Annotated in this window: 17 protein-coding genes; 10 read left to right on the forward strand and 7 right to left on the reverse strand. The window is 56.0% G+C overall.

What is annotated here, in order from left to right; translation table 11 throughout:
* Positions 1-11: 11 nt before the first annotated feature.
* Together FRD01_RS03725 and FRD01_RS03730 are read left to right on the forward strand one after the other, a co-directional pair.
* Positions 12-629, forward strand: coding sequence for a hypothetical protein (locus FRD01_RS03725; RefSeq protein ID WP_146957759.1), 618 nt, complete (start codon positions 12-14; stop codon positions 627-629).
* A gap of 29 nt (positions 630-658) precedes the next feature.
* Positions 659-1,516: a hypothetical protein gene (locus FRD01_RS03730; RefSeq protein WP_146957760.1), complete on the forward strand. Its 858-nt coding sequence runs from the start codon at positions 659-661 to the stop codon at positions 1,514-1,516.
* 16 nt (positions 1,517-1,532) lie between these two features.
* Here the strand turns inward: FRD01_RS03730 and FRD01_RS03735 are convergent, their stop codons facing one another.
* The 3 genes from FRD01_RS03735 to FRD01_RS03745 all read right to left on the reverse strand — a co-directional run bounded on the left by FRD01_RS03735 (position 1,533) and on the right by FRD01_RS03745 (position 10,751).
* Positions 1,533-2,459 (reverse strand): hypothetical protein, encoded by a 927-nt coding sequence (locus tag FRD01_RS03735; protein WP_146957762.1) that lies wholly within the window; start codon positions 2,457-2,459, stop codon positions 1,533-1,535.
* A 355-nt stretch (positions 2,460-2,814) separates the two neighbouring features.
* Positions 2,815-3,585, reverse strand: coding sequence for an alpha/beta fold hydrolase (locus FRD01_RS03740; RefSeq protein ID WP_146957763.1), 771 nt, complete (start codon positions 3,583-3,585; stop codon positions 2,815-2,817).
* Complete coding sequence (locus FRD01_RS03745; protein WP_146957765.1) at positions 3,582-10,751, reverse strand: tetratricopeptide repeat protein; 7,170 nt, start codon at positions 10,749-10,751, stop codon at positions 3,582-3,584. Before FRD01_RS03745 ends, FRD01_RS03740 begins: the two co-directional genes overlap by 4 nt.
* 131 nt (positions 10,752-10,882) lie before the next feature.
* Here FRD01_RS03745 and FRD01_RS03750 point away from each other — a divergent pair, with 131 nt between their 5' ends.
* The gene (locus FRD01_RS03750; protein ID WP_146957767.1) at positions 10,883-12,481 is read left to right on the forward strand and encodes a HEAT repeat domain-containing protein; all 1,599 of its coding nucleotides are present in this window, start codon (positions 10,883-10,885) and stop codon (positions 12,479-12,481) included.
* A gap of 1 nt (position 12,482) precedes the next feature.
* Here FRD01_RS03750 and FRD01_RS03755 read toward each other — a convergent pair whose 3' ends face one another.
* Both FRD01_RS03755 and FRD01_RS03760 read right to left on the reverse strand, forming a co-directional pair.
* Positions 12,483-13,397, reverse strand: a complete 915-nt coding sequence (locus FRD01_RS03755) for an SDR family oxidoreductase (RefSeq protein ID WP_146957769.1) — start codon at positions 13,395-13,397, stop codon at positions 12,483-12,485.
* A complete protein-coding gene (locus tag FRD01_RS03760; RefSeq protein WP_146957771.1) occupies positions 13,394-14,227 on the reverse strand; it encodes a lysophospholipid acyltransferase family protein in 834 nt (277 codons plus the stop codon). The genes FRD01_RS03755 and FRD01_RS03760 overlap by 4 nt, the downstream gene beginning before the upstream one ends.
* 121 nt (positions 14,228-14,348) lie before the next feature.
* Here FRD01_RS03760 and FRD01_RS03765 point away from each other — a divergent pair, with 121 nt between their 5' ends.
* Positions 14,349-16,040, forward strand: coding sequence for a hypothetical protein (locus tag FRD01_RS03765; RefSeq protein ID WP_146957773.1), 1,692 nt, complete (start codon positions 14,349-14,351; stop codon positions 16,038-16,040).
* Here the strand turns inward: FRD01_RS03765 and FRD01_RS03770 are convergent.
* On the reverse strand, positions 16,037-17,182 hold the full coding sequence (locus FRD01_RS03770) for an extensin family protein (RefSeq protein ID WP_249755977.1): 1,146 nt from the start codon (positions 17,180-17,182) through the stop codon (positions 16,037-16,039). The two genes, FRD01_RS03765 and FRD01_RS03770, sit on opposite strands and share 4 nt — an antisense overlap.
* A 90-nt stretch (positions 17,183-17,272) precedes the next feature.
* On the opposite strand from FRD01_RS03770, the gene FRD01_RS03775 reads away from it, so the two are divergent.
* The gene (locus FRD01_RS03775) at positions 17,273-18,478 is read left to right on the forward strand and encodes a BRCT domain-containing protein (protein WP_146957777.1); all 1,206 of its coding nucleotides are present in this window, start codon (positions 17,273-17,275) and stop codon (positions 18,476-18,478) included.
* A complete protein-coding gene (locus FRD01_RS03780; protein WP_146957779.1) occupies positions 18,475-19,581 on the forward strand; it encodes an STM4014 family protein in 1,107 nt (368 codons plus the stop codon). Before FRD01_RS03775 ends, FRD01_RS03780 begins: the two co-directional genes overlap by 4 nt.
* On the opposite strand, the gene FRD01_RS03785 is transcribed toward FRD01_RS03780, so the two are convergent.
* Positions 19,538-20,239, reverse strand: a complete 702-nt coding sequence (locus tag FRD01_RS03785) for an HAD family hydrolase (RefSeq protein WP_249755978.1) — start codon at positions 20,237-20,239, stop codon at positions 19,538-19,540. The two genes, FRD01_RS03780 and FRD01_RS03785, sit on opposite strands and share 44 nt — an antisense overlap.
* A 35-nt stretch (positions 20,240-20,274) precedes the next feature.
* Here FRD01_RS03785 and FRD01_RS03790 point away from each other — a divergent pair, with 35 nt between their 5' ends.
* The 4 genes from FRD01_RS03790 to FRD01_RS03805 are packed head-to-tail and all read left to right on the forward strand — an operon-like array spanning position 20,275 to position 23,670.
* On the forward strand, positions 20,275-21,063 hold the full coding sequence (locus FRD01_RS03790) for an STM4013/SEN3800 family hydrolase (protein ID WP_249755979.1): 789 nt from the start codon (positions 20,275-20,277) through the stop codon (positions 21,061-21,063).
* Positions 21,060-22,382 carry an STM4012 family radical SAM protein gene (locus FRD01_RS03795; protein ID WP_146957784.1) on the forward strand — a complete coding sequence of 441 codons (1,323 nt, stop codon included), beginning with the start codon at positions 21,060-21,062 and terminating at the stop codon, positions 22,380-22,382. Before FRD01_RS03790 ends, FRD01_RS03795 begins: the two co-directional genes overlap by 4 nt.
* Positions 22,379-23,290 (forward strand): STM4011 family radical SAM protein, encoded by a 912-nt coding sequence (locus tag FRD01_RS03800; RefSeq protein ID WP_146957785.1) that lies wholly within the window; start codon positions 22,379-22,381, stop codon positions 23,288-23,290. Before FRD01_RS03795 ends, FRD01_RS03800 begins: the two co-directional genes overlap by 4 nt.
* The gene (locus FRD01_RS03805) at positions 23,287-23,670 is read left to right on the forward strand and encodes a high-potential iron-sulfur protein (protein WP_146957786.1); all 384 of its coding nucleotides are present in this window, start codon (positions 23,287-23,289) and stop codon (positions 23,668-23,670) included. Before FRD01_RS03800 ends, FRD01_RS03805 begins: the two co-directional genes overlap by 4 nt.
* Positions 23,671-23,723 lie beyond the last annotated feature (53 nt).

Genomic DNA, 23,723 nt, shown 5'->3' on the forward strand with positions numbered 1-23,723 from the left:
AGGAGTCAGACATGAACGCAGCCATCGAAAGATCAACCGAAGAAAGTTTCGCAGCAGGGATTGGATTCTTGGCAGGGATACTCATTGTCGGATGTATTGTCTCCGTGCTGAGCGGTGGAGGGCTCGGGGCCACGACAATGCTCGCGGCGAGCGCCCTGCCCTTGGCCGTTGCCGGCTCACTGGGGCTTCGCACGAAGAACAAGATGAGCACCCTCAAAGCCTTGAGGTACACGGCGCTCGGGCTTCCAACCATGCTTGCCATTTGTGCACTCGTTGGATTTGCTCCCGTGTCCGTCTTCGGTTTCGTCTTAAGCGGTGGTGCCCTGCTCGCCTTCAACATGCTGCTCGCGACCGCGCTCACGAGCCTTGTCTTTGGGCTTTTTCAACTCGGTGAGACCAAACCAATGTTTCAGGGGCTCGAGGCAAAGCTCAAAGTGGCGCCGTCCGTAGAACCCATGAATCGATGGACTATGGTGCCGTCCGTTTCCACGCAAAAAGACCTCGATGAGTTCGACCAGCGCTTGCGCGCAGCACTTCGAAGCCCCGAAGTTGAGCTCGATTTTGCACAAGAAAATGAAGTTTTTTCGCAACACTTCGAAAAAGTGTCCGATAATATTAGTAGGACCTAAAACCAATTCCTCACCCAAAGGGGGGCAAAATGAAACTCGACATCACACAAATCAAAGACACATTTCAAAGCGGCATCGATCTCGAAAACGAGCGAGTCCATATCGCAGCTAAACATGCCGGACTCCACGAGGATACGCTGGCGGCCATGGACCAAAACAGCGATGGAGTCCTCGACCGCGCTGAGCTCCACAGTCTCAAACTCCTCCTGGATACCGCCGATGCAGACGATGAGGGCATCGACCTCGGCTACAATGCCGACGGCAAAGTGGGAGGCGACACCGTGCTCTGGCACGGCCTGGCGGAATCCATTCGCGACCCCCGAGAGCGAATCCTCGCGGTAGCACGAACCGCCCTGCAGGACCCACGGCTTGAGGAGGGCTACAAAGGTCAAGAACGCATGCTTTCCCACAACACGATTCACAAGGGAGAGCGCGTAGGCGACCTGATCGAAACTCGGTTTGAGAATACCTACAAATGTAACCTCTTCGTTGGAGACGCACTCTGGCGCGCGGGATTTGAGGTGCCTTTGACCCGAGGGGACGGTTGGACACATATCAGCTCGGCCGAGGCGTGGCTTAAGAGTCCAATCTTCAAGACGATCTCTGCCGAAGATGTTCAACCGGGAGATATTGTGGTGATCGACGACCTCACGACACGCGGCTCGGGAGGCGCCCATATCGAAATCGTGACTGAAATCAACGGAAAGGATGTGGTTGCTATCGGTTCGCGCTGGACCGAGAACGGCGTCTTCGAAGACGCGGACCGCCTTTATGAATTCCGTGATGCCACGCGCGTGGAATCTGGCGGCTACCAGGTTGGTGACCAAGAATTTCGGTTCTTGCGCCACCGCGACATGGAGACTCCTCAAGCTCAATTGCGAATCTGAAGTCCCAACAGAAAACCTACTTCAACTTCTTGCGGGACAACTTGCCTCTGACGATGGTCTTGGAAATCGAGTCAGGGTCTTGGTCCGCTTGTTTCCTGAATTCATCGAGAGGAACACTCGAAAAGACCGCGGAATCATCGGGGATGGTTGGGATATCGTCGCTAAGAGGCGCGGTAGGGATTTCGTCGGAGCGTGGGCCCGTTGGAAGCTCGTGCCAGTTTACCGAATGCACAGGCTCAGGCGGGTCCAAAAAGAGAGGTGCCTTGTCCTCGCGATTGATGGTCGCTGAATCATCGGCGCTCATCGGTGTCGCAGCCCAACCGAGGTCCACGGCTGGATTTGTTTTGGGGCGAGAAATGGTGGCTGAATCGTCTGAGGTCAAAGGCGCGATGGTGGGGAGATCGATCTGAGCGCCGAGGGTGGCATCCGGATCGAGAGGTCGCACGCCGTCCACCATGGTTTGCTCGAGGTGATTCGCCTTGTGCCGTCGGTCCGTCGTGATAGGTCCTTCAACTGGAGTTGGCTGGGCCTTTACTTCCGCCGCGAGTTTTCGAAGGTCTTTCATCTGGATCTCAAACTCTTGAGACCTATCCGCAAAAGGCTCGAGCACAGGAATTCGGTCCGCCATGGTGTTGACCGTGGCCTGCCGTTTGAGACGGAGCTTGGGCAAAAGGACCGGTCCCGCCACAAAAATCGAGAACGCGAGGCTCGCCGCAACAAAGAGGATAACCCAGATGATGTTTGGACCACTGCCTTCGGCTTCGCGCGTGGCAAGTGTTTCAACAGGCGCATTGCCGCCCAGCGCGACCACCACGCTTGCGTACTTCTGATAGAGGAAGTCTCCGAAAAGCGCGTAGGCGCCAACCACTAGTACGATAACCCCAAGAAGGACGACCAATTTCTCGGTGGTGGCCGCACCACGTCGGTTCAAAATCTCTCTCATGGGCGTCTTGATACTCGTTGAGCCTCGGGAATACAAGCAAACGAATGCCAGATTCTAGATAATGGGCCTCAGCCCATCCCGTCGTCAGACAGGTTGTCCCCCATATCTTCAAATTGTTTGTTGTAAGCGCAGTCTACAAGACCGAACGGGCTCAAACAAACAAAAATCCGGAAAAAAATGTCTGGCGGCAGCTCTCTTTGTGCAAAAACCTGCGTCAAAAGCGCACCAATCGCACGAAATCCCCGCGCATAATCTGCTCAATCGTCACAACGCACCGCGTCAGAACGATTCGTAAAAAAATTTGCGATTCTGGTCTCAGAACTCTCACTGAGGACCATAAAATTCCCGAACCCTGCTAATTAGTCTGATCGTCGTCGCTCGAACCAAACGCAAACCGACTCAAAGTCGATGAGGTCTCTTCGATCGGAAGGTGGCCGGCTCCCACGCAGATATGCTCGACTGCCTGAGGCCAGATGCCTTTCCAAAGTTCAACAGAATGCCGAATCGCGCGGAAAGTCTTCTCCCCTATCAAAAGTTCGATCTCGGGAACTGACTTAAGCGTGGCGAACCTTTGGTAGCCGCCGACCTCCCAAAGGAGCACCAGGTACTGATAGACCACGTCGTGGTTTAATTCGTTGAAGGACGCCGTTAGGTCGCTTCCTTCGCCACGATGTTTCGCGAGCCCCAGGTTCGTGAGAATGCGCCCGATGGGATTTTGAAAAGCCGTGGCGTAAAAGAGCCTGCCAAATCCGGGGACTAAGAGGAGCCGAAAGTACCAGGGAAAATAGGCGAACGGGTCGATGAGCACCAGGCGCCTGAAGCGCTCGGGCCTTAGTTGTGCCGCGCACATTCCAAAGATTGCACCGCTGCAATTTCCCAAAAGTTCGAGCTCTCCCGGAAGTTCATCGATAAGCTCTACCAAGGGTTGAATCACGTGCTTAACCGACCATTCAGCCGGCCGCCGACTCGGACCGTAGCCAGGCATGTCCACGCTGACCAGGGCAAGGCCTGCGGGGAGATACGGGAGCAAGGGTACGAATGTCTTTGTTCCCCCACCCCATCCGTGAATTCCCAAAAAAACGCGTTCAGCCGATTCAATGGGTTCCCCGAAGACCTCGTAGTTCATTCCACCAACCCGTGATTGACGCCGAGGGAGAGTCTCAGACGCTCGACTTGAGCGTTCAAGAGGAAGAGATGGGCTGGGTCTCCGATTTTGGATTCCAAGAGCCCCGTGTGCCTAATAGCTGCGCCCGGGTCATCGAGCGGAATCGTGGCAAGTCTATCGAGTGAAAGGTGGAGGACTTCGATCTGACGCTCAATGGCTTGCGCGCCGAACCGGCCCGATATCTCAAGCGCATAGGGAGCCACACGTTGGCCCTTTCGTTGAATCCATCTGCTGAGCCTTGGCACCGAGAATCCAGCCGGAAGAGCTTGCTGGTGAATGCCCCACCCTGAGACGAACCGAGAAACAACGGCATAGAACGCTCCAACTTCTTCAGCGCGCCCCAAAAGACCCCAAGGATAAATCCCCATCGAGAGCGAAGCGAGCTGCCGTCCGAGCCGAACCAACATCTCTGTGGGGTCGCGGTCTTGTTTCCACCTCGGGTCCAAAATCAACCGAACTCCCTGGTCGTAGACAATATCAACACCGCCTGGAATGGCGCGAGTTGCCCAATACGCGTCCCTGAGCTCGAGTCCGTAGATTTGAGGCCACATGAAGGCAAGGCGAAGGGTCTCGCCCTGGGGCTCCTTGATTCTGTTTGCTCGCTTGATGAACTCTTGGGCTGCGGGGGCTTCAATCGCTTCCTGCAGCCCTTCCCTACTGAGCCTTAGGAGTTCGAGAACAGGCGCCACAAGCTCCTTGTGGATCACACCGGAGCTCAATTCCGGGGGAATCGGCCGTTTTGGCCATTGCCGCTCCCGAAGCTCGGCCTGATAGAACGCTCTTAGCTCGTCGTCCGCCTCACCGAAGAGTTCAGCCAGACTCGCGAGTCTAAATGCCCGATCTTGGAACCCCATTTTCTTAGCAATTCTAGCGTGCGCGGCATGAGACTTGGGCTGGCGCTTCGTGATCGCCTCAATGGCGAGCACTCGGAATATATCCGAAATCTCTTCACCACGCCCTGCCGCCACGAGGCGTGAGCGAATATCGTCCACCGTCTCTAGAGATTCTGGGTGGTGGAAAATCAAGGTCGCACCCACGCTCAAAATCTCGTCCAGAGTCTGATTCGCTTTAGTACTCACGCGGTAGAGCCCGACTCGCGCGGTCTTCTGGACGTTCGAATCGCGGGAAATCTCCAACGCTTTGGTGAGGTAATCCAAGGCCTCGCGGTACTCATGGCGGACCTCACAAACCCGGGCGAGCGCCATCATGGCGTTGACGTCCTTGACCGAGACCTCGAGCGCCTTAGACCACGCCGATTTCGCATCGGCTGGGCGTTTGAGTTCTACTTCGACCAAATAGCCAATCTGCGACCAGATCTGGTGAACCTCTGGCGGCTCTTGACTCATACCCACGGCTGCGCTCCAGCAGGAGACAGCCTTTTCGAAGAGCCCCTCTTGTTCGTAGAGCTCTGCAATCTGTTTGGTTCGTCTCTTTTGGCCCGGCCGCTTTTGCAGACTGCGCGTCAGATAGCCAATCGCACCTCTGCGGTCGCCGAGTTCCTGCAAGGAAATCTCGGCCATGCGATTTAAGAGTTCGCACGATTCCTCATCGCCTTGTGCGTGGTGCACTTGATGTTCAAACACGCTCAACAACTCATGGAATTCTCGGCGCTGCCAGAGGATTTCCGAGAGCTTTTTGAACGCGTCCTTGTGCCGAGGTGTGGTCTTGAGCACGCCACGAAGCGTCTCGACGGCAGCATCCGTGTCTTTGAGATAGGTCTTTTGGACTTCGCTCGCCCGGAGTCGGTTGGCGTCCACAATGGCCTTGACCCTTGAGAGCTCCGCATCTCGTTGATTCCAGCGGACCACGCTCTCCCATTCTTTCAACTCCTCAGCGAAGAGTCGTGCCATTTTCACGGACGGAAGGAAGTCCAAGTATTGGGTCAGAAGCTTTTCTACAATCTGCAAGGCAGCTCGCTTATCGCCGCGCAGATAGTGAGTCGCGACCATCCAGGTCAATTCTGCCGACCGCAAGACCGGGCTCGTTGCGCGGCGGGCACGTGTGGTAGCCAAAATCCCCAATGCCTCCAAGTCCTGATGTTTCCACGCAAAATGCATGGCCCTTAGAAGGCGCCCTTCTGAAAACGGATCTGTTCCAAGCTGCGAGGCCGTGTGAAGGGCCTCTCCAGCCAGCTGTGTCGGTTTGGTGAACCTACGCACAGCCATGGTCAGAATCTTAGTTTCGGGGTCGTCCCAGGTATTTTCAAGGCCACTAAGCGTGCCTTCCTCAACATCGGAGCCCTCCAAACCATTGGCGATCGTTGCGAGACGCAGCCCATAATGGGTGGGAAATTGCGTCTGAAGGAGTTTGCGCGCTCGTAGATTTTGCCTCGAAAACGCAAACAAATGATGCGCAAGGTCGGCGCGCTCTCGGGAAGATGAAGCAAGGCCTAGCCGAAGCTCAATCGCCCCAACCGCCACATCGCCCGTTTTGTCGGTGCGAAGGATTCCAAAGAACGCCAACGCTTGTTCGTTGTCCAATTCAAATGCCGCGCGATACGCCTCCAAGGCTCCAGGTACGTCATTGAGGTGGTGCTCGTAGATGGTGCCGAGCTCCACGAGATACGCGACCTTGACCTGAGCGGACTGGGTCAGCTCCACCAGCCTCGAGAGGTATTGCGATGCGGCTTCATAATTGAACTGGCGGAAAGCGATCGAGAGCAGCGCCTCGTAGGAAGGCACGTGTGCTGGCCGTGTCCGCGTGACATCCAGATACCAGGATTCAGCAATGGCATCCGCCTCGGGCTCACCACGCAAACGGCGGTCCCAGACATAGCCAAGTCGAAACGCGAGACTTGAGCGTTGGTCAGGGTACTTCGCGTTTTGATGTTGGTGCTCTAAAGTTTTGGCGAGCCGTGCCCAATCCCCTCTTCGAATCAACTCACGCGCGGTCGCGATTTGCGCCGGTAGGAAACTCGGCCGCGCCTCAAGACTGGACTCATAGCACTCGAGCGCCTTATCCAGTGCGCCAACCGCTTCAAAATAATGGCCACGCTCATAGAGGCATTCCGCCTCGATAGCCGAGGACGATTGTTGCCTAAACGCCCACAAAGCTTGCGCCCAACGCGCGCTTTTGGGCCATTGTGCAAACGGGTCGAGCGCATGATTGAAGAGTGCCCACGCCATGGAAACGGCATCCATGTGCATTTCCTCGGGCATGAGTTCGTGGGCCAACGCGCGTTGTCCCATGCGCTGAAATTGTCTGGCGATCATGAGGCGGGCCTCGGAGGCCACTCCCTTATGCGCGAAGTCAACCACACGTCGATGCAGGCCTTGCAAGTCCTCCACGCTCAGTCCAAATCGCGTCAAATCGGCGTTAACCAGACGAATCGGACACCACGGGCTTCCCCAGAAAACCTCGTCAACCTCTAGCAAATACGCCATCAAGAGCCTACGCACTTGCTCTGCGGATTCTTCTCGAATGGCTGTCGCCAGATTTAGATAGCGCGTGGATACTTCGAGTCCCGGAGCATGGACGCGCTCGCCTTGTGCCGCCTGAACCTCCACAAGCACCTGAGCTGCCGGCACGCCCTGCGCCGCAAGCCTCGGGAACATTCCCGAATCACCGACGATTTGTGAGAGTTCCAACTGCAGAATTCGCTGACCACGAGCGCTCTTAGCACGATCTCGAAGTTGCTCGATCGCCGCAGTCCGTCTCAACGAGCGTCCAAACACCTCCTGGGCTAACTCCGACCACTCAAAGACAGCGTAGACATCATCTTGAGCGAGCATATCCAAGGCCTTATCCGGCGCGTTGAGCGTAGTCGCCGTATGGAAAAGCGCGCGAATCGTAGACCATTGTTGAAGCGGTCTCGGGTTTCCTGCTCGTTTAAGCCCACGGAGCTGGTTCACAAACTCAGTCGGGTCGCTCTCTCGAATAGCGAGCGCCCCCACGAAAGCGCCGACACGGTGGGTTGGGTCGCCCTCCTCGCTCGCCCCCACCAATTCATAGGCGAGGTCAGGACGCGGTGCCTGAAAATACCAGCCTAGGAACGCCGACATCCAGCGGTAATAAGGCTGTAGAGGCGCAGGCACCTTGGGAATTCGATCCTTGTACCATTTATGCGCCTGAAGTCCGCCTTTGGCCTCTTCGTAGACTTTGGACTCTGCGACCAGGGCCTGCGCCACTTGCGGCGTGAAATTGGAGTTTGCGTAGTCGGTCCACTCGGCGATTTTATCTTCTCGACCAAGCCGTGTGTAAGAGCGCAGATAGGCTCCAACGGCGAAAAACGGCGAGGTTGTTAGCGCGGCATCGAGCGACCAGAGGTCGTCCAAACACGCGATAGTCAGCTCTGGCGAATCCCAACCCCAGGCTCCAACCAACACTGCTTGCTCGAGCAAAAACGCTCTAAAATCGATTGAGCCGGCTTCTGCGGTGCCGAGCGCACGCTCAACCAGGCGCGAGAGGCGTTTGGAATCTCGGGCACGATAGGCGAGTTCAATTTCGTCCAAGAGAATCACAGACGAATTCGAGTTTGCCTCCACATCATCGAGGTGAGCGAGCACCTCGCCAGGCTCGTCGAGGCAAGAGGCCAAGTGCCTCGTGAACTCGCCCACAGCTCTCGCCGATTCATTTTCGAAGCACTCGCCGGCGAAACGGAAACCTTCTGCCCAACGGCGCGACCTCAGAGAGTGATGGAACGCCCGTTCCGAAATCTCGGCTCGAATTCTCTCATCACTGCTGAGGGCAAGCGCGTGTTTGAACACATCGAGGGAGCGCTTGTATTGCCCTCCGAGCGCCAAAAGTTCTGCCGCCACCAGAATGCGGTACGATTCGTGCCGAACCTCGTCCACTTCAGGCAACGCCCAACCTTCAAGCGACTGAGACTCCAGGACACGTTCACCCAACCACGCAAAATCGCGATTTCGCAAGAGCCCTTGCACCGCAAAACGTTTGTGAAAAACGCCGCCTGGACGCTGAAAGAGCTCACGATAGGCCTCGATGGCCAGCCCTTCATCTTTGGTGTGGTACTCGGCGATATAGGCCATCCAAATCAAAACGCGAGCGCGCTCAGGGCCCTTGGTCGCACGCAAACCCAACTCCAGCTCTTCGACCATCCTGAGTATTGACGCGACTTCGCCCTCTTCAATCGCGTTCGCAACCACCCTCCAGATCGCGCCTTCGTCTTTGGGATACGTCTCGATATGACGCTTCCAGAACCCCACGAACTCATCGGAGGGATCCTCGAGGAAGGCTTCCACAGCGAGCCGAGTAATAGGCAACGATTGGTACGCCGGCGAATCCGACGACACACTCTGGACATGGCCGCGTAGGCCTCGCCAATCGGCGAGTCGTGCGAGTGAGCGCTCGACGCAGAAATAGAGATGAACGCTCTCAGGATCGTCGTCTTGCGCGCTACGATAAAGGGTTAAGATTTCCCTCAAATCACCTTGTGAACGCTCCAAGATTTCAGCGCGTCTCCACGCGCTCTTCGCCGTTCGAGACTCCTCACCTTCAGGCACGCCTTGGAGCTGCAACATGTCGGCAAACGCCCCGTGCCGAATGATTTCCTGCCCGAGAGAGATCAGCGCCGGCAGACACGCCGGGTCTTCTTCGAGGCTTTTTTGCAGATAGTCCGCAACAATGGAGACGTCCGCCTCATTCTCGGAACTCAGGGCAGCCAATTTCTCCCAAAGCATTGCGCTAACACGGGCATCGTCCACGAGCGGCACCTGTGAAATCAGGGCTTGCTCGACCATCGCGCGGTCTCCCTTTTCACGGGCCCAGCGCTCGAGCCGCCGCAGCGTCACGAGGTTCGTGGCGTGAAGAGAGACGGCGTCGCGCAGTACTTTGTAGGCGTCGATTCCCTCGAACTCATCATCACCTGCCTTGACTTGCGTTCGTGCGAGTCGGCGGAGGATGGTTGCGAGCCGAAAGAGTCTCGCCGAGGACTCCCGCAGTAGGCGCTTTCGAGACTGAGCTGATTCGTTTTCAATTTTTCGCCCAATCTTGCCATCCTGGGCCACGAGCCGCTTAAGCGCACGGGCTTCCGAGACCCAGTTGCCTTGCTGAAAACTCTCGCGCTGAAGGAATGTCAGCATGCCTCGCGTCGAGATTCCCTCTTCCAGCATGGACTCCACAACCTGGAAAAACTCCGTGTGGCCGCTCAAGAGGTAGGGCACGAGTATGGTTGCGCCGCGGCGCAGCTCCCCGTTTGCATGCTTGCCAAGCCGCCGCCACGCGTGAAGCGCTCGACTCAAATCCTTTACCCAATGCGCTTCTACGGCCTGAACGACCAGCGCTGGCAGGGTCTCGGGCGGAATCATCAGCGCGCGCAATCGCGCCTTTTCTTCCTCGCCCAATCCTGGGTCGAGCAGACGTTCGAGCGCAATCGAGGAGCGCCGAAGGGTTGCGAGATTCCCCTCGCCTTGAGTGTCCAAGCGCTCGAGGCGTTCAAGGAGTTCGAAGAAATGAGAGTTTGGATCGTCCCAAAGCGAGGCGAGCCGCTCCAGGAGTGAGGACCGAAGCACGCCACCCATTTCGTCCGAAAGCCCGCCGAGCGCTCGATTCATCAGCGACGAGCCGTTCAGCGCACGGATGATATTGGCGAACACGTAGACATACGCGGCGCGAAGCCCGATATCGGACTCCGCCATAATCTCGGCCTTGAGCTCGGCCAAATACGCGGCCCACAGTCCCTTGAGAGGCAGTTCTTCTTCGTCGAGTACGAAGTTCAGCTTTCCGCCGTGCACGCCGAGCTCAGCGGTCGTGAGGATATCTCCAGTCTCTACGTTCACGATTCCGATGCCGGTCGTCTCAAAGACGTCTTTATCGGGGTCTGTCTGTTCTCGGAAGATCTCGATTTCAACGGTGTCGCCGGCGGTTAACGCCGCTCTCTGAGGGATTGCCGGCCCGGGAGGGGGTGGTGGAGGCAGTGGCACGGCGGTCGCGTCGACCTCGTCTTCGAGTTCAAAACCCAGGTCCAGCGGGCCTGTCTTGGGTTCTTCGAGGATTTCATCGAGGAGATAGCTCGCGGTTTCTTGAACCACCTGAGCAAATTCCGACCAGTCCGGACCGAGGATTTCGTCTGCATCCGTGGGCTCATCAAGCCCCTCGCCGTAGCTCGACGAGCGCGGCGGATCGGTCACAAATCCCGAAACTGGGTAGTCATCGTCTTGATGCGCCATTGAATCACATCCTCGGGTCAAGTTGGGTGAGCCTTTTTCAAGGCTTGGAGTATCGGTCCCAAAAATTCCGGGTGTCAACTGTTGACGAACCCGTTCGGCTCACTGATCGTCTCAAAACCAAAGGAGATCGAATGGACCGTTCATATATCGCAGGATTAATCCAAGAACTCGACACACCGGATACCGAGGCCCAAAGGCTGGCCATGGACAACCTGGTGCTCGAATCATCTGATGCTGTCGACACGATAGTGGCGAGTTTGGGGTTTTCCACTCCGCGCGTCAAGAGCGCCCTGATTCAGGTTTTGGAAGAAATCGGGGACCAACAAGCACTCCTTCCGTTGATGCGCTACGTCTGGGATTCACGTCAGAAAGTCGAGGAGTCGAGCCCGCGAGCGCTGGCAATGCGAGCTATCGTACAGATATCGAGCCCCTTGGACGCCCCTCGCCTCTTCAACTTCATGATGGATCTTGTTCAGGATGATGACCGATTTGTACGCGGCTGGGTTGCGGAAAGTTTTAGTAAGTTTGGAGACCCAAGGGCGGAGCCGATTCTCAAGGAATTGCTTCGCGACAAGGACGAACATGTGCGGGAACGCGCCGAAATCGCGCTGAACAGTTTGAAAGGTTCGGATCTACGCTCGCTTGACCAAGATTTGAGCGCGGATGAATTGCTCGGTCGCATTCGTCAGGCGCGTGGCGGGCAGCAGGACTACTATATTGGGATCTTGAAGGAGCGTGAGGACGCGCTTGAGCTTAGCGCACGGCTCGTCAGAGAAGGCGGTCGTGGAGTGATTCAAGGGCTCTATGTGCTTCGTGAGATCAACGACCCACGGGCACGACTTGTGGCAGGACGAGTGCTTGAGCGCGAGCCAAACTCCGACCATCGCGCTATCGCACTTGCGATTCTGGCTCAGCATCTCAAGGCGGACGCCGACGCCGCTGAAATCGAACTCATTCGCGCGAATATCTTCGACTCGGATCCCTTCGTTCGGGTGTCATCCCTCGAATGCGCCGCGCTTTCGGGCGAATTGGAGTTGGTTCAACGCGCGGTGGAGTCCCTCTTTGTTCGTGATACTGAGGCTTTGCTCTCAAGTGCACGCGGCCTCTCCAGAGGGCTGACCGCGCAGATGCGCTCGTTGTTTCCCCGACTCGCGGAGGCGTTTGACGTGGTTCATCGGCGCCGACTCGCCGAAGGCGACGAGAGGCTGGTACGGGCTGAGGCCTATGTCGTCCGGGCGATTTCCAGGCTCGTTGTCCCAGGTAGCCTTGGCCTTACCCAAGCTCGAGAGATAGCGCTTCGCGCGCTCTTTGATGCAGCGGAACACAAACCATTGGCTGTGACAGGCCTTGAGTTGCTGGAGAGTTCGACCCCGGAGCCGTTGTCAGCGGATATCCGTTTTAGCGTAGAACACACGCGCTCGTTGGGCCTGCTTTTGGACGTTCCGAGCCGCGAAATTCGAGACCGCGCGTTGAAAATGCTCTGGCACGGTGCGGCTAAGAACACGGACTCGTTGGTACCTGCACTCGAGCGGATCCTCTTTGACCAGGATGCCGACTTGGAATGTGTGATTCATGTCTTGGAGGCTATCGACTCCAAGCGTTCAAGGAGCGTGCTCGAGGAAATCGTCAGGTCGGACTCAACCCTTTCAACGGCCGCCAAAGCCGCGCTGAACAGGCTTCGCGGACAAGACGATTGGATCGATGCTGAGTTTGAAGCCGACGAGTTCTAGCTCAGGACCACCGGAACGCTTCCATAGCTTGGATTTCGTCCCATTGGTGCTCAAATCCCGTGGCCTCTTTGAAACGCGACCCGTCAATGACGATCGGGTATTTGATATGTGCGATGGCGCCGGGCGGAAGTGACGGAAGCCCAAACTTTCCGGTGAGCCTCGTGAAGAGGGATTCTGGGATAGGGAACTGGTTTCGGCCCGTAACTCGAATCATCAAGGAAAGCGGCACGGGCTGTGGACCCGCCACGTTGAAGACCCCGCGCGGCGAATGTTCCAAAGCGGCGCAAACCGCACTGGCTACATCAAATTCGTGCATGAAATGGAAGAGCGGGTCGTAGCCCAGAATGGTGGGGACTTTTTGGCCCCTCAAGAAGCTCGCGAGGGTGCCGTGCCGAGACGGGCCAAGCGTGTAGACACATCGAAGCACGGTCGTGTTCATCTCCGGATAGCGCCAAAGCGCCGAGCCCGCATAGAGGTCTGATGCCACCAGATCGGCAAGTTCGGGAAAAGTCATGACCCCAACAGGCGGTTCATCTTCATTATGGTAGAGCGGCGCATCGGGACCGGCGCCGTAGTAGGTATGACGGCCGACGAAAACAACATGGCCAACTCCATACTCGTGGGCGAAGTCGAAAATCGCGCGTGTTCCCTCGAGATTGACGCGTTGGCGGTCTTCGGTGACGAGCGCGGTCAGGTGTGTCACCGTGGCCATATGAACGATGGCGTCCGGTTTTTGCTTTCGCACCACTTCTTCGGCGGAGCGTTTCCGGATATCCGCATCAAAAATCTTGACGCCTTTGGGGGCGTCCGGCCAAGGGCGGCGGTCGATTCCGACGACCTTATGCCCAGACTTTAGGACCCTTTCCGCCACCATTCGCCCAATTTTTCCGGAGATTCCGGTGATCAGAACTTTCATTGCTGCTCCCACTCGGTCATAGGTGAATCGCGACGATCACGGCGCTCGAGTCCGAGCTCGATGAGGCGACCAATCTCCGTTTTGACCCTGGCCACCATCGCCCCAATCTCCTCATCGTCCTCTTTGCCGGTGCCCTCAAAAACCAAGGGTTCCCCATAGTATATTTCACAAGGAACTGGCCGAGGAAGCGGAAGAAGATAGGGCGTGATCGGCACGTAGGGCGCTCCGATAAGCCGGCCGAGCGTGAGCGAATTGTGCACGGTCGGGATGACTTCACCGCCACCAATAAACGCGAAAGGAATGATTGGGGTCTTGGTTTCAAGAGCCAGCCGGACGAATCCAGTCCCAAAACGCACGAGTGAGTTTCTTTCAGGATAGAGCTTGGCGGTCCCGCGTGCGCCCTCGGGAAAAACCATCAGAAGACGTTCATCTTCTAGCAGCCGAGACGCGTGCTCAGGAAGTCCGGTGAACTGCCCCACTCGATTGGTCCATTGAGAGCTAACGGGCAGGCGATTAAGGAACTTTTCTGCCATGCCCTGTGCCAGCCGAGGGGGCTCTTTCTCCAAGAGCATGGAGGCCAAAACCATGGCTCCGTCCACAGCCACACCGCCGCTATGATTGCCCACCAACATCGCCCTACCCCGCGCCGGAACACGGTCTGCACCGTAGGTTCGCACCCGGAAATAGTGTTTATACAACCAGCCCAAGGTCGAAAAAAACACATCGAGATGGGATTGCGAAATCCCATACGGGTCGATGCCATACTTATTGAATGGAAGCTCAATTCGACGCACTCGTGATTGAACATCCTCGTCGACTAACCATCGCATAGTGACTCCTGAAATAGGCCCTATCTCTACCTGAGTCGCCCGATCTTGACCAGCACCCTCGCTTGCTTTGAGGCTCAATTCCGAGTACGACAGGCTCGCACGAGATCCATAAAGGAGAGACATGAATTTCAAGTATCTAATGATGACTGCGGCTTTGTTTGCACTTGGCTGCTCGAGCTCCAATGAGAAGAAAGACGCCGCTTTGACGGATAGCGCTGCGACCTACACGTCCGCAGTGCCTCATGACACGCCATACACCATGGCGGCGGTTGACCCGATTCCAGTGGGCCTGATTTTGGACAAAGTGGCGGGCATCACGAACACCTATACCGAGCTCCTCAACTCGATTGAGCCCATGGTGAACGACCCTTCATCGAGCGACGACGAAAGGAAGGTTTTCGCGGTGATGCGTGAGCTCGGCGATCTCTTCACTCGCGAAGGCATGGAGCGAAGTGGGCTCTCGATGAATCCGCGCTCCGTGGTCTGGGGCCTGGGAATCCTACCTGCGATGAAGCTCGATATCGCCGATGCGGAGAAGTTCAAGGCCTTCATCACTAGGCTAGAAACCGCTGCCGGCATGACCGCAATCGACGCCAAGCTCGGCCAATACGAGTACAAAGTTCATACCGTCGACGACCTGATGATTCCCTACGCAGTTCAGGGAAACACCTTCGTCTTCGGCGTAACTCTCGAGAAGACAGCGGCACTCTACTTGCCGTACCTGCTCGGAGAAAAGAGGCCTGAGCGCTCACTCAACGACTCCAACTCGCTTGAAATTTTGAAGCAGAAATACGGATTCCTTGGCGTAGGAATTGGATTCCTCGACCTTCAGCGCGTCGTGAGCATTTTGGCGCGCGAGGGCGACGATATTCACGTTCAAATCACCCAAGCTCTGATGACCAACGCACCTCCAGTCGAGACCGTCTGCGTCAATGAATTCAAAGCCATCGCCGCGAACTATCCGCGCATCATCCTCGGATACGAGAAGTTTGATGAAACTGGCATGCGCGTCACCATGGGTCACGAGATGACCAATGGTTTTGGCGGGATGCTGGCTGGAACCAAGACCTCCATCCCCGGCTACGACACTGAGTTCTCCAAGGAGTCTATGTTTAAGGCGGGCTTCGGATTCAACGTGGGTGCGTTGAGTCAGGTGGTAATCGGCAAGGCCGCAGAAGTGGCCAACGCCCCCTACCAATGCCCGGACTTGATGGGCCTTAACGAAGTCGCAGGCCAGATCGCTGCCGCCGGGATGTTCTTGCCACCCGTCGTCTCTCAAATCGAGGGAGGCTCTCTGGTGGTCAAAGACGTCCAGATTCCGGAAGAAAGTGCCGTTCCTCAAGGCCCAGACGGCTCCATGGCGGGTCCGACTACGGATCCTTTGGTCGCCAACGCTGTCGCGATGATCGCCTCCGCTGACGCACCTACGCTCTTCGAGTCCATCAAAATGATGGCGCCCGAACTCGCTCAGTTTATCATCGCGAGTGACGGCGTTCCCGTGCGAATCGACGCGGAATCCGTGACCCAGAACGTCAAGGACGTCTACCTTGCGCTTCGCCCGAATCGCATCGGAGTCAGCGTAGGAGAAGGCAACCAGAACATCATGGCAGATGCTCTCCAATCCACCAGTACTACAGCGACTCCCTGGGCCTCGTTGACGTACGATATCAAGAAATTTGGGGAGCTGGTGGCGGGCTCGGAGCCAGAACTTCAGACTCTGAAGACCATCTTCGACCAGGGCGTTCTCGTTGTGGACCTGAACCCTACCGAAGACGGCATCTTCGTCACGTACGACCAAGCCTTCGCCCCTTAATGCGGGCAACGCTCCCAGTGCTCATCGCCGATGTAGTAGTCTGGGAGCGACTTTCCAATAAAATTCGCGCCCTCAGACAGATCCACATGAAAGTGGTTATCGTGGGCTGAGTTGTAGTTTGGCGTCAGCACGATATTGAAGATCCGATCGGTATGCATTCGCTGCCCAACCTCGTAGAGGATTCGAGCCGTGTCGTTGGAGAACGATTCGGTGTTGTGCTCCCAATCCTCTTCGAGAACCATGCGCGTGCCGTCCTCGGTCTCAAAGCCCCAAATATCAATGGCTTTGGCGTAGCCGTGCTGCGAGATAGACGAGGTGCCCGCGATTTTTCGGCAGTTGTATGTACCGATATGGAGCACGGTGTCGATATCGTATTCCTTGAGCACGTCTCCGAGCTTGTGTAGTGCCACGGCGAGCTCGCACGCCACCGGCATGGTACTTGAGGTTGCCTGACTATAGTAGCGATACTCAATGCCGTTGATTGGACTCGCCACGCGAATCGGATCGTCGATGGTACAGGCCAATCCATCATCATATTCGGTGGTATGAGACCAAGGCGACCAGAGTACTCCTAACCGGTCCAACTCCTGCAAACATGCAGTGGTAGCGTCTGGATTCTCAGAACCTTCGGGAACACAAACGGCTTGTTGCGTGCCGGGTTCGTTATGCCTTTCTTCGATTCGACATTCATAACCGTCGCGGCAGCCCGTCCCCTCAAAAAGCTCGTAGTCGCAGCGCGATACACAGCGCCCTTGCCCGCCATCGGTGATGCAGAAAGTCACGGTGTTGTTGCCATCTTTGTCTGGACACGTGCGCTCACACGCCTGTGTGCATTGACCGTCAGGTTTGGCGGTATCGCAGATCGCACCGTCAAAATCGCACTCGGCATTGGTCATACACGCCCCGCCGATCCAACCCTCGTTGGGCACTGGTCCCGGGTCAATCACCGTCATATCGGGCTCGGAGGCGTCGGGCACGCCCTGATCATCGGGTTCCTCGGCCATATCTGGCGTGTCAACATCGACACCCAAATCCATGTCCGTCACCGGCTCTAGGGGGCCGTCCACAATCACTTCATCGCCACAGCCTACCGCCGACAGCATAAGTGCAGTCACTCCAACCACAAATTTGATTCTCTTCATTTCACACCCCATCTTGATTGACGAGTCTACCTTAGAACTCTAACATCCTCCAAACTCGCGCGAAAGTCGCCTTTTTATTGGGAGAAACTCATGACCATCGGTGAAAACCTATCCGAATTCTACGGAAAACCTGTCGAAGACTTTGAAATGGAAACGGGCATCCAAAATCCAACTGGCATCGTCTACCGACTCCGAAAAGACTGGGATAGCCAACATGAAGTCCCCGAAATGATCGAGAAGTTCGCTGCCGATCCAAACGCATCAAAGGTCAAAGCATTGGTCATCGGCGCGTGGGACCTCGAAGGCGACGACTCGTCATCCACGGTTGAAGCACTTCTGGCGGCAAAGGACACTCTGAAAGGCCTCGAGGCCATCATGTTCGGAGACGTCACGTATGAAGAGAGTGAAATCTCCTGGCTTGAGCAAACGGACCTCGGACCGGTGATCAATGCGTTTCCTAACCTCGTTCATTTCCAGTGCCGAGGTGGTAACTCCCTTGAGCTCAATAATGTGAAGCATCATGGCCTTAAGACCTTGATAGTCGAGACAGGCGGACTCTCACGAAGCGTGATTTCCGACGTGGTCAAAGCGGACCTTCCGGCGTTGGAACACTTGGAACTCTGGCTCGGCACGGACGACTACGGGTTTGACGGCTCCATTCACGACTTGCGCCCATTCCTGGAAGGCGCAAAATGGCCGAATCTTAAGACTCTTGGCCTTAGAAACTCCGTCATCGCCGACAAGATCGCCTTTGCCCTAAGCGTGGCTGAAAAAGCGGATGCATCGAGCGTTCAGGTCGAAGGCAAGACCTTTGTGCTCACCGGTACCCTCCACAACCTGAAGCGCTCCGACGCTGAAAAACAGCTCGCCTCGATGGGCGCAAAGATTGGAAGCGGCGTCTCCAAGACCACGGACTACCTTGTGGCTGGCGAAAAGGCGGGCTCCAAGATGGAGAAGGCGAAGTCGCTCGGCGTACCTGTACTCAGCGAAGCAGATTTGATGAAGATTCTAGGGGCCGAGGTAGACACGGTGTCCGAAGCTGGTGGCAGTATTTTGGACAAGATCAAGGTTCTCGACCTCTCGATGGGCACCTTGACCGATGAAGGCGCCAAGGCACTTTTTGAGAATCCCAAAATCAAGAATCTGGACAAGCTCGATGTCCACTTCCACTACCTCTCCGACGAATGGGTTGAGAAGCTTCGTGGTTTGCCAATCGATGTGGACGTTGCTGACCAACAAGAGGGCGATAGCTACGGCGACGACGAAGTCTATCGATACGTTGCCGTTTCTGAGTGAAATTCGCCCTACTCTGCAACCCCGAAAACCGTCGCGCTGACTACTTTATCCGCGCGCATGAGAGTCTTCTCGGTTGCGCTCCACACGTTATCTCATGGGAAGACTACTTGGCCGGGATGGAAAGCCCGCCAGACCTCCCCTTGCGCATTGAGTCTCCAGGAGAGAACCCGGTAGTGCGCGAGGCCTTGATCAGGCTGGGCGCGGAGCTCCGTGGGGCAATTGACCTCCAGATTAGCAGAGCCCACGGAGTCATCGAACACGAAGCGCTCTTCTTTGACGGGTTCAAGTCCTCGCTAGAGCGGCTTGAAAGCCTAGTGGAGTGCTTTGTGAACACTCCGGCCTCCATCATCGCCATGACGGACAAAATGCGAGCGCACGCGGTTCTAGAGGCCGCTGGGCTGCCACACGTGCCCCTTTTGTCCACCGTTTCTACCTGGGAAGAACTTTCGGCACTACTGCACGAACACGGCCGGGTATTCGTGAAGCCCCAATACGGCTCCTCAGCAAGTGGAGTCATCGCACTTCGCGCACGTTCCAGGCGATTTGAGGCCACGACGTCCATTGAATTGACCGAAAAACACCTCTTCAATTCTCTGAAAGTCAGAACTTACACCGATGAACGGGAGATCGGTGAGATCATCAACAGGCTGGGAGATCCTCATGACGGCGTAGGCAAACTCTTGGTGGAGTTTTGGATACCTAAGGATGTCTTCGCCGGAAGAGGATGGGACCTCAGGGTTCTCGCCATCACCGAACGGCCTCCTGCGCACGTCGTGGTGCGCACTTCGACGAATCCAATGACGAACCTGCACCTCGGAAACCAGAGAGGTGACCTGGCATTCGTCCAGGGTCGCCTTGGCCCTCAAAGATGGGCTCAAACCATGGACTTTGCTCGCCAGGCAGTCAAAGCTTTTGAGGCATCCTATACAGGGCTTGATATCGCTTGGGACGCAGGTCTCAGGCGTCCGCTTATCATTGAGGCGAATGCTTTTGGAGATCTACTCCCTGGAATTCTGAACGATCAGGGCCAAGACACCTACCACGCTACTCTCGAATCATTCACGAAAGTAGGCGCTCAAGCTCATCATGGAGTGACTCGGTGAGTCTTAGCTCTCCAAGTGTTGAGAGCTCATTACGACACGCAACGTCTCGTACCGCATTTTCCGCCAATTCTTTACGGTACGCTACGTCTCGTACCGCAATGTGAACCCAAAACACATCCATACCTAGCTCTAGTGCGGGAATGCAATCGTTCTCTAGCGAGTCACCAAAAAGGACTGACGAAGAAAAATCGGTACCGAGGCGTCCGACTATCAACTCAAAGATCGCCGGGTTTGGCTTCGAGATGCCTACTTCTTGGGAGATCACAACCTCGTCAAAGAGGCCTTCAATTCCAAGTCCTTGAAGCTTTCTCCGCTGATTTTCGGAGCCACCATTGGTTAGAACGCCGAGTCGAAAACTCTTCGTTAACCGCTCCAAGAGGCCGACCAAGCGGGCATCGTACTCGGTGTCTGATACGCGGAAGCGAAAGGCGTCCCAGAAGTCTTCGGGCCCCTCCCAAACCCCTGGCAGGAGTTCGATTGCCCGAGCCGAAAGCGCAAGCCTATCGGAGTTCCCACCCTGATCTAAAGTAACCATTTCCTCGAGCAGATCACCTTTAAACCCAAGATCTACAAAGGCTTTTCTCGCAAGCGCATCACGATCAAAAAGGGTGTTATCGAGGTCAAAAATCAGCGCGTTTTTGAATTGCTCTCGTTGCAAGCGGCAGACTCGGGTATATACGCAACATGCGCGAGATGAACAAAATCGTAGGGGATTCCGATATCCTCTGGATAACCTTAGATACGCTTCGATGGGACGTGGCTCAAGACGCGTTTTGGAAGGGCGAGTTGCCAAACATTTCCAAGTTGATGCCCTCAACAGGATGGGAAGAACGTCATAGTCCCGGCTCGTTTACGTACGCTGCTCATCACGCATTCTTCAGCGGCTTCTTGCCCACGCTGGCCAAGCCCGGACCCCACCCAAGGCTCTTTGCCGCACGATTTCCCGGCAGTGAAACCACGGCACCAAACACGTTCACCTTTGAAGAAGCGACGCTCCCCGAAGCCCTCTCAAAGTCCGGCTACAGGACGCATTGCATTGGTGGCGTAGGTTTCTTCAACAAACAAACGGCGCTCGGAAGCGTGCTGCCAGGGCTTTTTGATGAATCAGAGTGGAAGCCGAGCTGGGGTGTTACGTCCAGAAATTCGGCGCAATTGCAATTCGAACGAGCAGCCGAAGTTCTGGCCGAATCCGACGCCCCACACTTTCTCTTCATCAACGTTTCGGCAATTCATCAGCCGAATTGCCACTACCTGCCGGATTGCCAAACCGATGGCCTTGAGAGCCACAGGGCGGCGTTGCGGTACGTGGACAGCACCTTCCCGATACTTCTGGACGCACTCAAGCGCCGCTCACGCGTGTTCGGGGCCGTTTTTGGCGACCATGGCACTGCATATGGCGAAGATGGCTTCTACGGACACCGTAACGGCCTGAGCTCGGTCATGAACGTGCCTTATTTCGATTTCCTTCTGGAGAACTCATGAGTTCTAGACGCACCACATGGGATTTGGCCAAGCAGGCAGGCCCGTATCAGGCCTACGCCTACTCCTATCCTCACAAGACCGCCTATCGAAATTTCGTGCCGAGGCGGCTGAGCGACGTCTGGGAGAACGAGGACCAGTCCGGGCTTTTCCTCTATGCCCATATCCCGTTTTGCGAGATGCGATGCGGGTTCTGCAATCTCTTCACCCTGGCGAGCGCCAAGGACACGCTTCAAGAGGCCTATTGTGACGCTTTTGAGCGGCAAGCTGCGCTAATTCGAGAAGAACTACCTGACGCTCGCTTTGCACGAATTGCAATCGGAGGCGGAACCCCGTCCATCTTGGAGATTCCTCAACTTGAACGGGTCTTTTCAAGCCTTTCAGCGTTCGTGAACCCGTTGGACGTTCCCGTGGCGATCGAGGTCTCTCCAGCCACCATATCGCGAAAAAAACTCGATTACCTCAAGGCCGCTGGAGTTAACCGAATCAGCGTTGGAATCCAGAGTTTTATCGAGTCCGAAACCAAGTCGCTTCGCCGGCCCCAGTCTGCTGAACTGGCGCATCAAGCCCTCGATCTCATGCGCAACACGGGCTTCGACATCATGAACATCGACCTGATCTACGGAATCGAGAACCAGACCCCTGAAACCTTCAAGCATTCGCTTCACGAAGCCCTCAAATACGCGCCAGAAGAAATCTATCTCTATCCACTTTACGTCCGCCCGCTCACCGGGCTCGGCCGCACGGATGCTGAATGGGACGACTTCCGGCAGACCCTCTACCGCGTTGGGCGCGACCTCTTGCTTGAGCAGGGCTATCACCAACTCTCCATGCGGATGTTTCGCCGTTCTGATGCCATTGCGCCCGAAGGACCGCCCTACGCTTGTCAGGCAGATGGTATGGTGGGCCTCGGAGTTGGAGCCCGCTCCTACACAAGCAGCCTTCACTACTCCACGGAATTCGCAGTGGGACGGCCTTCCGTCAAAGGAATCATACAAGACTTTGTGGAACGACCAGACCACGCGCATATCCACGCGAATTACGGGTTTGAGCTAAATGTAGACGACCAGAAACGCCGCCACATCATCCTTTCGCTCCTCAGCGATGAGACGCTCCTCGACGCCACCTACGCGAGCCGATTTGGTAGCGAACCGGAGTCTGACTTTCCGGAGCTCCAGGAGCTAGTCGACGATGGAATCAGCGAGAGGACTCAAGAGGGAATGCGCCTTACGTCGCTGGGACTGGAGTGGTCCGACGCCATCGGTCCATGGCTCACATCCCATAAGGTGAAATCACTCTCCGAGGAGTTCGAACTACGATGAAGCGTTGGTCTATTCTCTATCGCGGTTCTCTTTCGAGCTGCAATTACGCGTGCGACTACTGCCCCTTCGCAAAGACTTCCAACACGCGCAGCGAGCTCGCGAAAGACCGCGACGAACTCGAGCGTTTTGTGACGTGGGTGGAAGCAAGGCCCGACCAAGAGATTGGCGTCTTCTTTACCCCTTGGGGCGAGGCCTTGATACGAAAATACTATCGCGAGGCGATGGTTCGACTCTCGCACCTTCCAAACGTTTGGAAGGTCGCCATCCAGACAAATTTCTCCACATCCACATCCTGGGTAAAAGAAGCAAACCTTCAAAAGGTTGGGTTTTGGATGACTTGGCATCCGACACAAACCTCCATGGAGCGTTTTGTCGAAAAATGCTTCGAGCTCGATGCGATTGGCGCATCCTATAGTGTCGGCGTAGTTGGATTCAAAGAAGAGCTCGAAAACATCCAGAAGTTGAGATCTCTCCTAAGGCCCAATCGCTATCTTTGGATCAACGCATTTAAGCGCGACCCCAAGTACTACAGGCCTGAGGACATTCGCGCCTTTGAAGAGATCGACCCGTATTTCCGGTTAAACACCGTCTACCACCCATCATTGGGCGGCGCTTGCCAGGCAGGCGAGACATCATTTAGTGTAGATGGGAACGGAGACGCACGGCGATGTCATTTTATTCGAGAGCCCATCGGGAATATCTATGATTCGTCGTTCGCTTCATGCCTGAAGCCCCGCTCGTGTACCAACCAGACCTGCGGCTGCTTCATTGGGTACGTCCATATGGACCGACTCGGGCTTTATGACGAGTTCGGTGACGGAATACTAGAAAGGATCCCAAGAACTTTCTTGCCTGAGCATACAAAAGCACCGATGATGACGCGAACCTCTTCCATAGGAGCAGAATGATGAAGAGCGAAATTACACGAAGAAACTTTCTCGAGAAGACCGCTTACACGGCGGCCGCAACACTCACACTCGGCTACCTTCTTGCGGGTTGTAAGAGCGAAGGTGACGCGGGCGCAACCAAAGGGGCTGGCGACACCAAGAAGCAAGCGGCGTCTGGCGACTTCTCATGCAATGACGTGTCGGGCTTGAATGATGCCGATAAAGCAACACGCGAATCCCTCAAGTACGTGGACAAGACCCCAGACCCAGCCAAACCATGTGACGGATGTGCCCTCTACACCCAACCAACGGGTGGCGCACAATGTGGCGGATGCACCGTGGTTAAAGGGCCTATCCACCCCAAAGGCTACTGCACAGCATGGGCACCTAAACCTGCCTAAGTTCAGTTGTCCAACGCATGAATCTATGGTGAACTTGGTCCTTCAAGCGCCAT

Source organism: Microvenator marinus (genome assembly GCF_007993755.1).
GTDB lineage: Bacteria > Myxococcota_A > Bradymonadia > Bradymonadales > Bradymonadaceae > Allomicrovenator > Allomicrovenator marinus.